Consider the following 12,390-nt stretch of genomic DNA (forward strand, 5'->3'; position numbering starts at 1 on the left):
CCTAGCTCAATCTCTGGAGAATTCAAAATGAACGAACAATTGCAGCAAAGACACATGAAAGCGCTGATAGAGCGCTACACCGATCGCACAAAGACCTCTAAGAATTTCGCGCAAAAATACCGTCCGGTTCTCGCTGACAATCGGGCTTCAGATGGGTTTCGCTTGCCTGTCAAGGAGATGTTTTATCCCATTGTCGCTGAGCGATCGCTTGGCTCTAAAATGTGGGATGTTGATGGCAACGAATACATCGATATCACAATGGGATTTGGCATCAATCTTTTCGGCCATAATCCGCCCTTTATTAAAGAAGCCCTATTAGAGCAACTCGATCGCGGCGTACAAATTGGCCCACAAGCAGAACTTGCCGGAGAAGTTGCGGAATTAATCTGCGAATTAACTGGAATGGAGCGCGTCGCTTTTTCTAATACCGGCACCGAAGCAGTGATGGCAGCTTTACGATTAGCTAGGGCGGCAACTAAACGCAATAAAATTGCTTTGTTTTCTGGTTCTTATCACGGTCATTTTGACGGAACTCTCGCAGTTGTAAAAAAGATAAATGGCGATTTATGCACCATTCCAAAAGCGCCAGGAATTCTCGCTAATTTTATTGAAGATGTTTTAGTTTTGGATTACGGAAGCCCTCATGCCCTGGAAATTATCAAAGCTCACCAGCACGAATTAGCGGCGGTTCTCGTGGAGCCGGTGCAAAGCCGCCGTCTCGATTTGCAACCTAAAGAATTTCTCCAGCAACTCAGGCAATTAACAAAAGAATCAGAAATTGCGCTGATTTTTGATGAAATGGTTACTGGTTTCCGAATTCATCAAGGTGGCGCGCAGGCGTGGTTTGGCATTGAGGCAGATATTGCAACTTACGGTAAAATTGTCGGGGGCGGTATGCCCATTGGAATTATCGCTGGAAAAGCTGCTTATATGGATAAAATTGACGGCGGTTTGTGGAACTACGGTGATGATTCCTACCCCCAGGTAAAAACAACAATTTTTGCCGGCACTTTTTGCAAGCACCCACTTGCTCTGGCCGCTGCGCGTTCCGTGCTGCGCTATCTTAAAAGTCAAGGCCCCGCCCTTCAGCAGCAGTTGAATCAGCGAACTTCGCAGCTAGTTGAAACCCTGAATGCTTATTTCAAAGAAAATGAAGTCTCTGTCTGGCTTGTAAATTTCGGATCGCAATTTCGCGCTGCTGCATCCGTTGAGATAGATCCGCTACTTTTTCACTTACTCGAAAAGCGTATTTTCATATCCGAAGGTCGTAGCTGCTTTCTCTCTACCGCTCACACTCATGAAGACACAGATCGCATCATTCAGGCGGTTAAAGAGAGCATTCAAGAAATGCGCGAAGGAGGCTTTTTCCCGGTTTCTTTTCACCCCCAAGCAGAAGTTTTTTCAATCGCCAGCAAGTAAAACCCGCTAGTAAATTATTAAAGGGTTACAAAGCACGCGATCGTACCCATTACTTACTATTCAGACTGCGATCCTTTGGCTGGGTTCTACAACGAAGTCTGGGGCGAAGAACTTAGCAACCCACATTCTGCAGATGTGGGTGGGATTTTTTTATCAGTTGTGAAAACTTGGAGCCAAAACGCTTTTATCTTGAACTTATGCGGTTTTAGCGTTACGGGAGCCTGTCTAATTTACCTAAATTAAGCAGGTTGAAATAATTGACTTTTTCTAATATATTTATGTCGCTATTTTATCGCTTTAACTCATCTTTTGAACCAAGTCAACTCATGCCAAGAGCAAATTGTCTTGACTAATAAATGGTAACCGTTCAGGGGGCGCACCACCCCAAGAGGAGTTGTAAAGAATTTGGGGAGAAAGGCGGGCGTCAAAAATAGGAACCAAAAAAAGTTATAGAACAAGTATTCCCAAATGCACAAGTTGTTATTGACCGTTTTCACGTGATGAAAGCAGTTAATAAAGACTTGAATAAGGTGCGTCGAGCAACAGTAATCACAGATAGAGGCAGCAAATATTTATTGTTGAGTAATCGAAACAACCTTAATTTCGACCAAATTGAAAGGTTAGCAATCACCTGGGAAAAATCATAAGGCTTAAGAATTGCTTATGAGAGGAAAGAAGAGTTTCGGTAAATATACGAGACCAATATGACTGTCAAAAGAGCAGCGGACAAAGTTCAATGATTGGGTGAATTATGCGAGGAGCTTTTTTAAATAATCATCTTCGACTATTGTCAATCATTTTGAAGGAATTGGTAATTACTTTCTTAATCGCACAACAAGTGGAGTGATGTCAGGGATAAATAATCGAATTAAATTAATTATGCGACAAGGATATGGCTCAATACGCTTGGGTTAAAACTATTTATTCCGGGCGAGAGCCCCCTCGCATACCCCCTACTCCCCCTGATTGTTGGGGAGTAGGGGTTGACTTTGAGTAATTTCTTGTCCCACCCCCTACTCCCCTTTTTAAGGGGGGCTAGGGGGGATCGAGCTTAACTGAATCGTATTGGGATATGGCTTCTCAAAGTTTGATAATTTTCGAGAACGCGTATTAGCTTGCTTTTCTAATTAGATAAAAATATCACCGCAAGTTCAGGAGAGCCTTGAACTGCTCCAAAACTTTATAAATCTACCTAAATCTTGAGTAAAGTTTCAGATGGGCAACAGCTTTTCTAGATGCCTATCCTTGAGGCTGTGAGCTATCCACCGCTCACCCCTGCTGGGGACTCGTGCTGGCGCGGGCTATGAGGGGTAGCAGTGCAAGAATGAAGTTGTAAGTTTTCATAGAGGGGATGAGGAAGTTCACAGCCTGAGTGGCTGCTCACGGCATCTCTCAATCAGGAGGCAAAAGGGGATGGATCAGGCAACTTTAAGGCAAATGGCGATGGCTACGTTTTCACAAGTTGGCATTCAATTTGATGAAGCTAACGTCAAGGCGGAGATTGACGATAACTGGTTTCTTGGTGGTAGTGAGCCCACCAATCAACTTTACTTTGTGCATTTGCTAGTTGACGGACAAGGGCGGGAAGAACCGGGGCGACATGGTTGGGTACAGTTCAATTGGAAAGGAGAGATGCTCCCGTTGGGAGCTGCTGGAACAGGATGAATATGGTAAGCAAGAAATTGCCAGCAGCAATGATGGGATTGAGTACGATCGCATGAATCCCCCTATCCGTAAGCCCATGCCCATTCGCTATCGACCACTCTTACCCCCTGCCAGCCCTACACATAAGGGCGATAGTTAGTGCATATCGTCCTGCCCTAACGAGTCTCCATCAGCCATTATTTCTGAGAGAAATGTCAGGGGATTGCTCATATCAGCAGCGAAACCAAGGATGGCGCGATCTCGATGTTCGTAGACTAAATCTCCCTGAGCATTAAACAAGAAAGTTGCGCCTCGTTGAGTGAGATAAGCAGCATTTGGAACATAGGTTCTCCAATGACTCAGCACTTCTCCCATATTCCGCAGCCGTAAAGTTGCCAATTCAAAAGGACGCTGGAAACCCTTGCCACCTGCCCACCGGAAAGTAGAGCCTTTGAGGGGTGGAAGAGGGAAAGCCTGAATAATTTCATCATCACCAATTAATTGAGGTGCTTTTGTGTCGCCTCGATATCCTCTCCATACTTCTGCCAGAGTGCCAGGGCTACCAATCCCCGCACACATGAACAATAGATTGAGGTAAGCATTCATAGCAGCCGATAAACCGGGTAGTTTTAACGATAAACCTGGATACAGGTCAAGTTTGTGGTGCAGTTGGGCACTTGGATCTACAAACAAACAGTTGCTAGGAAATCCTGTATAGCCACAGAATCGCTTACCCGATGAGAGTGAGCCAATTCCCACAGCTCGGATTGCTATCCCTTGTGTTTCCAGCCGTTGAGCGTCCCGCTGCAACCACCAAGCATATTCAAGGCTGTCGAAATCTCCCAATTGTGGCAAGAACAGAACCAATTGCCTCATAGAGGAATCGCAACCGCTCAAGATGGGTAAAACGGCTCCATCACTCACCCGTTGGCGTGAGGTTTGGCTCAAGAGGGTATGGATATTCATCGGCTAATTATCTATTGAGGAATTGGGAAAGTAGAAAATCATCAATTGTTGGACAGATGCTTTACTCACATCAAATCGGGCGGCTACTTTCGGAATTGATGTATCACCTGGTTGAGATGCTTTGACTATCGCGCTTGAGCTGGCAGGGTATGTCTAGCTGTGCTACTTTACCACAGATAAGCCGGTGATTAGAGGCGATCGCCAATCCTCTCTCCGGTTCGCAGACTCAATAAAATTGGTGCCGACAAGCGTGAAATATTTTGGCAGACTAACTGGAATCAGCGTCAGTTCACGGCATCTGTAGGTAGCTTTTCGCTCGGCTTTCCCAAATAAAGAATACCGAGAGCAAGTAGCTCCCGGTATCAGCTTTTCCAGTTCCGTTGTTGCGCGAGTAAATCCAATCAGGCTCAATTTGGGGAAATTTGCCTCACTCGATTAAGCACAGCCGCTCGTTATTGGTTAGCCTGTTCCAAAGCTGGATTTGTTGAAGCTCCAGCAATTTCGGCTAAATTAATCTTGACGACTTTATTGCGAGCTTCAGTCACTTTGGGCAGTGTTAGCGTTAGAATCCCATCTTTGCATTCAGCTTGCACAGAGTCGTTTTGAATGTGTGCCGGCAAGGAAATTACCCGGTGGAATTTGCCATATCGGAATTCAGAGCGGACGTACCCCGATTTCTCGTCTGTGTTTTCGTAGCGGCGTTCGCCAGAGATAGAAATTGCTTCACGAGTGACTTGAACGTCAATGTCTTTGGGGTCAATTCCGGGCAGTTGCGCTTTTAATACGAAGTTGTCCCCAGCATCAGCCAATTCCAGAGCGGGCATCCAAGTGGCTTCTGAATTATCTCTCGTTGTTGCCAGTTGGTCAAAAACTTTATCGAGTTGCTGACGGATGGTTTCAATTTCCGTGAAGGGTTGCCAAGAGCGCATCAACATAATGTGTCACCTCAAAGATTGGTAATGCTTTATGAGTTTGTTTGGGTTGAAGCTCATTGCTTACAGTTATTATGATGCCGCTTCCCAAGTGGGAGGAACAGTCAGGAGAACCCAACCTTATTGGTCGTATTTGCCAGAATGGACGTGAAAGAACCAGGGGGAATTGGGATTGAAGAAAACCGTACAAAGCTATTCCTAGAAACCGAAAATGCTGTAGCAACGCCATGAGCTTGCCTCGCCCGTTCTGCTGGCGTGTGAGCGTCGGGGGAAGGATCGGCGGTGTTGCCAACCGTACCAAAAGCACGGTGCGGGTGGTGTGTAGCACCGTAAGGATGTGCAGAGCGGGCGTGAGCTGCTTTCCAATAGCCATCGCTTGCTGTATGAGGGATCTCGGATAATCCCCTTCTTAAAAACAAAGTTTTGATATAGCTAGCTGCGGGAGTGGGAGTCCCACATTAACGCCTCCACAAGCCGAGTGTTACCCACAGCTACTTAATAAATTCTCCCAAGCAGTAATTCAAAACAGCCAAGACACCTTCATTGTCTAATGACAATGAAACAATTGTGTGACTGGTTTGCTTGCATCTTCCTCATGATGGCTGCCGCTTTCCGCTTTAATAACTATCCTTTTTTTCGCTCTATTTATGCTTCTTTTTTAGCGAGCCAACCCTCAGCGTGAACAATTAAACTCATCAATTTTTCGTAGTCAGTGCATAGGACAACATATAGGCTAGAATGATCAAGCCGATTTCCTAAACCGGAACATTAAAAACTAGAAAACCTACACATTAAAGTCGGCTCCGTAAAAGAAGAATCCCCGAAATAGAATTTCGAGGATTCTCAAGAAAATCAAAAATTTGACCACAATCCTGAAGCTAAAAAACCAGATTTAGCCTTCAGTGGGATAAGGTTTCTCCTGACTTGGTAGACTGGGAGTGCGGAAAATCGCAATAATCGCACGTACCACGAAGATAAACATTGCCAGCGCCCCAATAGAAAAGATCACATCACCAGGAACCCTTGTCCAAACCGTCCAGTGCATCCATTGGGAACCCATCACCGTTTCACCCCGTGCATACCAAGTTCCGTAATTGATCGACTGGGTAAGCTGGTAAAAACCATTCGGAATCGGCCCAAATAGCAGCATCACCACCAAACCAATATTTAGGAACCAGAACGAGAACTTTAGCTGCTTCTCATTCCATACCGATTCCGGCGTAAATTCCCGCAGGGCAAACAACATTAGTGCTAATGCCAGCGACCCATACACCCCAAACAGCGCTCCATGCGCGTGAATAGCGGTTGTATTCAAGCCTTGAGAGTAATAGAGAATACTAGGCGGGTTGATCAGGAAACCAAACACCCCTGCCCCCACCAAATTCCAAACGCAGGTAGCAATAAAGAACCGTAGAGGCCAGCGATAGAAACCTTCCGCCTCCCGTGAAAGCTTCAGCGTTTGCAACACCTCAAAGCCAATCAAGGTGAGGGGAATCACCTCCAAAGCAGAAAAGACAGACCCAACTGCCGCAATAAACACCGGAGTTCCCGAGAAATACAGGTGGTGCAGCGTTCCCACAACACCACTACCCAAGTAGAGGATTGTAGTCAGATATGTTGCCCGTAATGCTGAGGACTTTTTCAAGAAGCCTAACTCACTACACAAGTAGGCAATCACCACCGTGGCGAACACTTCAAAAAAGCCTTCGACCCACAGATGCACCACCCACCAGCGCCAGTATTCGGCAATACTCAACGGAGTCCGGTTCGTGTAGAACAGTCCCACCGAGTAGAACAGGGGAATCGTAATCGCACTGTAGAGGAAAAAGTGACTTAATCCTGTCGGGCTTTTCTCCTGTTGTAAAGCCGGGCGGAAGGCACGGTACATCAGGAATAGCCAGAACACCATCGCCACAATCAGGAGAACTTGCCAGACCCGCCCTAACTCAATATACTCATAGCCTTGATGCCCCCACATAAAGCTATCTTCAATGCCGAGAATCCCTTGAATGGCGGCCCATGACCCCACAAGGGAACCCACCACCACAACGGTCAAAGCACCTAACAACACCAGGTTTCCCACCGCCTGACCTTTCGGTTCAATACCTCCAAAGCGCGGCGCAAAGTAAAGTCCTGCAGCTAACCAGCAGGTAGCAATCCAGAATATCGCCAGTTGCACGTGCCAGGTGCGGGATGCTGCATAGGGAAGAAATTGTGCTAGGGGAATGCCATAAAAACTATCGCCTTCAACGGCATAGTGTGCCGTTACCATTCCCATCGCCATTTGCACCATAAATAGTGCCATTGCCACACCAAAAAAGAGTGAGGTGGTTTTCTGGCTGGCCGTCGGGATTCGCACGGTGGGACGAGTGGTGACCGACTGGAGGTCGTCTACACTTTCACGAGTCAAGTAAAGCAGTAGAAATCCACCGGTTCCGGCAATCAGCAGCACCACGGAAATGATTGACCACAGAATGAATTGTCCGGGTTGTTCATTTCCAATCAGGGGGTCGTGAGGCCAATTGGCGGTGTAGGAAAAAGTCGCGTTGGGACGATTGGCGGCAGCAGCCCACGCAGTCCAGGCAAAGAACGCCGTGACATCATGAATCTGGGATGGCTCTTTAAACCAGCCATGCGGAATCGAGTGAATGACGGAACCGTAGGTCAGCAAATGTTCATAGTCGGCAAAGACTTGTTTTAGTCCCTGTGTCTGAGCGTCAGTCAGTAGCAATTTATGGGTGTTCGGGTCATACCGATTGGTTTTGAATTGCTCGCTGATTGTGGCTTGCAACGCTGCCCGTTCTGGTGCAGGCAATGCTTCTAAATCACTCTGGCTCATAGCGGGGTCATTGTTGTGCAAAACCCCGGCGGTGGCTAATCCCCAGCGATGCAATACATCTGCTGTCCAGTCGGGAGCGAGGTAGCTACCATGTCCCCAAATACTGCCGATGTGCTGACCACCCCTTGCTAGGTAAGTGGCTTGACCATCCTGAATCTGTGCTTTTGTGATCACAATCTCCTGTTTTGGAGACTGGATTACATCAGGTAAAGGGGGAGCATTTTTCCAAATGGCAGCCCCTGCTGCTAGGAGAGCGGTAAAAGCAATGATACAGATTAGTACCAACCAAGCCGGAAGACCTAGGGCTAATCGTCTATGAGGAGGTGCCAGTATTTCAGGACTGGCTATCTGAGAATCTGTCATCTATCTCACCTTAAAAAAATATTAAATAGGCAAGGAAATATTCTTCGCTTTTTTGAGCATCGGCTATTACCAAAGAGCCGACTTACTACAAGAGTAAGATAAGATTTTGGTGATGGAAAAAACTTTAACAAATAAAATAGTTTCGCAATATAATTTATTACTTCCGAAGCTGCCTGTTCAATTGCTTTGCCGGCGACCAAGGTAATCCCAAGGGTGGAAGTAAAACTAGATTCAAAGCGGATCTAACATTAAATTATTTCCCTTAAAATATTTAAATCATAGTCATCTATCTTAAGAGTGAAGTGTGATAGGGAAAGTCCAAAGTAAAGTTTTTGTAGCTAAGTATGAAAGTAATAACCGAACAGTTCGCATCGAGTCCAGTGTTTGCTCAACAGCAACCCGATCGGCTAGCAGAGTTCTGGTAAACGAATACGGGATTCGCTATCTTGAAGACTTAGACGCTCGGAAAGCTGCTCCAAATCTTGTAGCGATTGCTAATCTTATCTAGTTTGATGAACCTGCCACAAGTCCTTATAGTTCTGTGATGATGGGTAACTGCTGTGGGGTTTAGTCAGAGGCGATCGTACTTTTGCTCAGTTAATCCCCTCTGGCAAGTACAAATCATCCCCCGGAAGTCGCCGCTCGATCACTTCTTGCCGATTTTCCAACATAACCGAATCAACGAATTTACCAAACCGCACATTGTACTCACTTTCAGTGCGCTTGATGCTAAATGCTGCATCAGCCCGCCGTTCGATGGATTCTGCCATGCTGGCTTGAACTAAAGCTTGAGCTTTTACGTTGCCTTTGCCTACTTCATGCAACCAATATGCTGTAGCTAATGCAATGGGAATAGGCTTGATTAATTGAGCGTTACCTTCCACTGGAATGCTTTGAGCTTGCGTAAAATTATATCCGCCAAAAGGCAGAGCCAAGGGCGATTTCCCAGTGAGAAACCGGCTCAAGGCGCTGCCCTTTTTATCCACCGCACCCATAACCCCAATTGCATCGACTTTGTAGCCGCCGTCGGGTAGCTGGTAAACGTGAAGCGGAATTACACCTAAAAGGATGGTGGCGGAAATAGCTTTAACTGTCATTTCTTAGTTCAAATAATTTACAATTGCCAAAGATTAGCCTGTTTTTGACTAATTAATCAACGATATCTCTGAGCAAAGAATTTAGTTTGCGGACTACCGAACCTAGCAAGTAGTGTTTGCTCTACATAGAGTAATCCACTGCTGAGAATGATGACTTAGAACTTCGCGTTGGCCGTTTTAGGTCGCAGAACTTCGACATTCAGCTCTAGTTTTTCTCCCAGCCACAAAGAATGTGTTGTATGGTCTGCCACATCGTCGCCTGTTTCGGGATGGACGAGAATATCTAACCCCTCGCGGTGGAGCATCAACCAGGGAACGACTTTGCCAAACTGCGGGGGTAAAAACGCAACTTGATACATCGCTTGGGGGTGGGGCCCAACGGGTTTATCGTGCCAGCGCCCTAGCTGCACCTCAAACTGAGCCAATCCTTCACGCACGCGCGATGCTGCATCGCGGCTATCATTGTCAAAGTAAATATGTGCGTGAAAACCAACAATTTCGATGGTGTCTGCTTTCATGATTTTCAGTGGGGTATTATGGGGAGGTTCATTGCAGCCAAATCCAACAAAGAAGTATACCCTAGCTTATTAATTTTACCTGCGAGTAAACATTACTCTTTCACAATACCGCCTATATTTCAGGGTGAACCAATGACTCAAGAAAACAACTGGTTTGAGACAGCACGATTGGGAATGTTTGTTCATTGGAGTCATAGCAGCCAGTGCGGGTACGAAGTATCAAAGGCGGTTAGTGGGAGGCGTCTTTAGCTTGCCGTACTGCCAAGATGTCCCGGTAGCCGACTATCACCGCAGCGCCCAAACTTTCAATCCGACTGAATACGACCCTCAAACTTGGGCGCATTTAGCGAAACGCTTGGGGATGCAGTATGTGATTTTGACGGCTAAACATCATGATGGATTTTCCTTATTTCATACCCAGGAATCCGACTTTTCTATCGAGTATGCGCCGTACAAAAAAGATATTGTCCGAGAATTTGTGGAGGCGATGCGGGCGGAGGGTTTGCGAATTGGGTTGTATTTTTCCTTAATTGATTGGCATTACCCTGACTATCCGGCTTTCACCGAAGCCGATAAACCGTATCAGTTTGGGAAATTCCGACAGCCGACGACTTCGAGCGTGGGAGCGCTACCTTGAATTTATGTTCGCTCAAGTCAAAGAATTGTTGAGCAACTACGGAGAGATTGACTTGAAGAGGTTTGATGGCGGTTGGGAGCGAAAGCCAGAGGAATGGCAAGCTAGACAGCTACATGAAATGATTCGCTCGCTGCAACCGCATTTGCTAATCAACTCACGCCTCAGAGGATTTGGAGACTTCGATACCTGCGAACAATTCATTCCCCCCCAACCGCCTCAACGTACTTGGGAAGCTTGCCTAACTCTGAATGAAAGCTGGGGTTATAACCCTCTATGACACCCAATTCAAGTCAGCTCGCCAACTTATTCATACCCTCTGTGAAGTTGCAGGTAAAGGTGGCAATCTGCTGTTGAATGTCAGCCCTATGGGCAACGGGCAGATTCAATCCGAACAATTGGATTTGTTGCAATTCGTAGAAGCATGGATGAGTGTCCATGCCCAGAGTATCGTAGGAACACAGCCTGGACTGGAACCTTGGCAATTCTACGGCCCTTCTACTCGGCGGGGCAATCGCTTTTACCTATTCTTGCTGATGAAGCCCTACGAGTCAGTAACAGTAAGAGGTGTACCCATTAAACGGATTCAAGCCGTTTCTAAAGTCGCTGGAGGGGAATCATTACAATACTCAACTCGCTGTGCGATTGTCGATTCTATGTTAAGTCCCGATCCAAGGCGGGGAGTTAACGATTCAAGTGCCTGAACAAGCTCTCAATCCCTATGCTACGGTGATTGCAGTTGATATTGCTCCAGCCAATGATAGAACAAGGATGTAACCAGTGTAGCGATCGCACTTCTTCACTTCCTACCCCAGTTGCTTTTGGCATCCAACTCAACATCACTCAGCATTTTGGGTGCCCTTTCGTACAAACCCCGCAGCACGACCTTGACATTAGGAAACGCGAAATACTTAGCTAGGCAGGCCGATGCAATGGGGGCTAGGGCGTGTTTTCTTGCCTCGTTGTATCCTAAAAATAGGCGATCGTAGGCAGGGAGTCTGGATGAATCGAGGAGACCAGCCCTGTCAAGGTGCGGGAAGCTAGTCGTTCAGTTAATGTCAATAAGCGGCCTGAATTTTCAAGAACCTTTAGGAAGAAGCGAAAATTCTTATAAATGCCTACAGTTGGAGATATTTTCTTTGTAATCAACTCGTATAATTGTCCTATTCCCTCGAAAATTTCCACGTTAAACAACCCTGACAGTCTCTAACAAACCCACCTATCATAGGAAGAATGTCTCAGACATCACAGGCGTGAGAAACTTAATTAAGTTAATCCCCCTCTAGCTGCAGTCCAGACGGGATTTAAGGAGACTTTTTCCTTTTTGCCTCGGCAAGAAGTTTAGCAGTAGAAACATGAGGATGAGCTGGGTCATACGTTGGTTTGGGCTTGGATTTCTTTGGTCCTCGGACTGAAGAAGAAAATCTCTCAAGTCGTACTTGATTGGCTAAATCGTTTAGGGTGTTGCTAAATTCAGAGATAGTCATTTGCTGAAAAATTTGCTATGTTGGTTTGCAAGTAATGACAACTATTTACCGCAGGGAACGCCATTCTGTTACAGAACTTAAGATACACTTGGTCTGTGTGACAAAGTATCGTCGGTCTGTCTTCACAGGTGAAAGTATTGATTTGATTGAAAAGTCGTTTCGAGAGGTGGCTGAAAAAATGAATTTTCAAGTGCTGGAATTCAATGGCGAAGGCAATCATGTTCACGCGCTGATTGAGTATCCGCCTAAGTTGTTTATCTCTCAAATAGTTAACGCATTAAAAGGCGTTTCTAGCCGTCGTTACGGACAGGCTGGACATAAGAAGCCCCATAAAGAAGCATTGTGGAGTCCTAGCTATTTTGCTGTTTCTGTAGGGGGTGCGCCCTTAGAAGCTTTAAAGGAGTATATTAGAAATCAAGAAAAGCCGTCCACTGAAGAAGGGGCTGGTATCCCAATTTCTTGGTCAATCTAATCCAGTGGTAAAAAAGTTA

The 12,390-nt window shown here is 46.1% G+C and carries 13 protein-coding genes and 1 pseudogene; 7 read left to right on the forward strand and 7 right to left on the reverse strand.

Annotated elements, in window-relative coordinates; all coding sequences use genetic code 11:
* The first annotated feature begins 27 nt into the window (after positions 1-27).
* From QUB04_RS08405 to QUB04_RS08410, 3 genes and pseudogenes are all read left to right on the forward strand, one after another.
* Entirely contained in the window at positions 28-1,419 is a 1,392-nt protein-coding gene (locus tag QUB04_RS08405) for an aspartate aminotransferase family protein (protein ID WP_333283298.1), read from the forward strand.
* Between the two features lie 443 nt (positions 1,420-1,862).
* Positions 1,863-2,334, forward strand: a pseudogene (locus QUB04_RS32505) (ISL3 family transposase); the annotation flags it as partial.
* A 498-nt stretch (positions 2,335-2,832) separates the two neighbouring features.
* Positions 2,833-3,084, forward strand: a complete 252-nt coding sequence (locus QUB04_RS08410) for a hypothetical protein (RefSeq protein ID WP_333283300.1) — start codon at positions 2,833-2,835, stop codon at positions 3,082-3,084.
* A gap of 135 nt (positions 3,085-3,219) precedes the next feature.
* Here the strand turns inward: QUB04_RS08410 and QUB04_RS08415 are convergent, their stop codons facing one another.
* The 7 genes from QUB04_RS08415 to QUB04_RS08445 all read right to left on the reverse strand — a co-directional run bounded on the left by QUB04_RS08415 (position 3,220) and on the right by QUB04_RS08445 (position 9,778).
* Positions 3,220-4,029 carry a peroxiredoxin-like family protein gene (locus QUB04_RS08415; RefSeq protein ID WP_333283302.1) on the reverse strand — a complete coding sequence of 270 codons (810 nt, stop codon included), beginning with the start codon at positions 4,027-4,029 and terminating at the stop codon, positions 3,220-3,222.
* A gap of 162 nt (positions 4,030-4,191) precedes the next feature.
* On the reverse strand, positions 4,192-4,440 hold the full coding sequence (locus QUB04_RS08420) for a hypothetical protein (RefSeq protein WP_333283304.1): 249 nt from the start codon (positions 4,438-4,440) through the stop codon (positions 4,192-4,194).
* Positions 4,441-4,481: 41 nt separating this feature from the next.
* On the reverse strand, positions 4,482-4,964 hold the full coding sequence (locus QUB04_RS08425; RefSeq protein ID WP_333283306.1) for an Hsp20/alpha crystallin family protein: 483 nt from the start codon (positions 4,962-4,964) through the stop codon (positions 4,482-4,484).
* A gap of 101 nt (positions 4,965-5,065) precedes the next feature.
* Positions 5,066-5,380, reverse strand: coding sequence for a hypothetical protein (locus QUB04_RS08430; RefSeq protein ID WP_333283308.1), 315 nt, complete (start codon positions 5,378-5,380; stop codon positions 5,066-5,068).
* Between the two features lie 473 nt (positions 5,381-5,853).
* A complete protein-coding gene (locus QUB04_RS08435; RefSeq protein ID WP_333283309.1) occupies positions 5,854-8,163 on the reverse strand; it encodes a nitric-oxide reductase large subunit in 2,310 nt (769 codons plus the stop codon).
* Between the two features lie 593 nt (positions 8,164-8,756).
* A complete protein-coding gene (locus QUB04_RS08440; protein ID WP_333283311.1) occupies positions 8,757-9,260 on the reverse strand; it encodes a hypothetical protein in 504 nt (167 codons plus the stop codon).
* A 155-nt stretch (positions 9,261-9,415) separates the two neighbouring features.
* Positions 9,416-9,778: a DOPA 4,5-dioxygenase family protein gene (locus QUB04_RS08445; RefSeq protein ID WP_333283313.1), complete on the reverse strand. Its 363-nt coding sequence runs from the start codon at positions 9,776-9,778 to the stop codon at positions 9,416-9,418.
* Between the two features lie 154 nt (positions 9,779-9,932).
* Between QUB04_RS08445 and QUB04_RS08450 the strand changes: the two genes are divergently transcribed.
* The 4 genes from QUB04_RS08450 to tnpA all read left to right on the forward strand — a co-directional run bounded on the left by QUB04_RS08450 (position 9,933) and on the right by tnpA (position 12,371).
* Complete coding sequence (locus tag QUB04_RS08450; RefSeq protein WP_333283315.1) at positions 9,933-10,415, forward strand: alpha-L-fucosidase; 483 nt, start codon at positions 9,933-9,935, stop codon at positions 10,413-10,415.
* Positions 10,416-10,419: 4 nt separating this feature from the next.
* Positions 10,420-10,692, forward strand: a complete 273-nt coding sequence (locus QUB04_RS08455; protein WP_333283317.1) for an alpha-L-fucosidase — start codon at positions 10,420-10,422, stop codon at positions 10,690-10,692.
* A complete protein-coding gene (locus QUB04_RS08460; RefSeq protein WP_333283319.1) occupies positions 10,664-11,116 on the forward strand; it encodes an alpha-L-fucosidase in 453 nt (150 codons plus the stop codon). The genes QUB04_RS08455 and QUB04_RS08460 overlap by 29 nt, the downstream gene beginning before the upstream one ends.
* 817 nt (positions 11,117-11,933) lie before the next feature.
* Positions 11,934-12,371 (forward strand): IS200/IS605 family transposase, encoded by a 438-nt coding sequence (tnpA, locus tag QUB04_RS08465; protein WP_333283321.1) that lies wholly within the window; start codon positions 11,934-11,936, stop codon positions 12,369-12,371.
* Positions 12,372-12,390 lie beyond the last annotated feature (19 nt).

The organism is Microcoleus sp. D2_18a_B4, from assembly GCF_036702475.1.
Taxonomy (GTDB): Bacteria; Cyanobacteriota; Cyanobacteriia; order Cyanobacteriales; family Microcoleaceae; genus Microcoleus.

Coding starts and splice junctions, on each gene's coding strand:
- QUB04_RS08405 (WP_333283298.1), top strand. CDS start 28: ATGAACGAACAATTGCAGCAAAGACACATGAAAGCGCTGATAGAGCGC.
- QUB04_RS08410 (WP_333283300.1), top strand. CDS start 2,833: ATGGATCAGGCAACTTTAAGGCAAATGGCGATGGCTACGTTTTCACAA.
- QUB04_RS08415 (WP_333283302.1), bottom strand. CDS start 4,029: ATGAATATCCATACCCTCTTGAGCCAAACCTCACGCCAACGGGTGAGT.
- QUB04_RS08425 (WP_333283306.1), bottom strand. CDS start 4,964: ATGTTGATGCGCTCTTGGCAACCCTTCACGGAAATTGAAACCATCCGT.
- QUB04_RS08435 (WP_333283309.1), bottom strand. CDS start 8,163: ATGACAGATTCTCAGATAGCCAGTCCTGAAATACTGGCACCTCCTCAT.
- QUB04_RS08440 (WP_333283311.1), bottom strand. CDS start 9,260: ATGACAGTTAAAGCTATTTCCGCCACCATCCTTTTAGGTGTAATTCCG.
- QUB04_RS08445 (WP_333283313.1), bottom strand. CDS start 9,778: ATGAAAGCAGACACCATCGAAATTGTTGGTTTTCACGCACATATTTAC.
- QUB04_RS08455 (WP_333283317.1), top strand. CDS start 10,420: ATGTTCGCTCAAGTCAAAGAATTGTTGAGCAACTACGGAGAGATTGAC.
- QUB04_RS08460 (WP_333283319.1), top strand. CDS start 10,664: ATGAAAGCTGGGGTTATAACCCTCTATGACACCCAATTCAAGTCAGCT.
- tnpA (WP_333283321.1), top strand. CDS start 11,934: ATGACAACTATTTACCGCAGGGAACGCCATTCTGTTACAGAACTTAAG.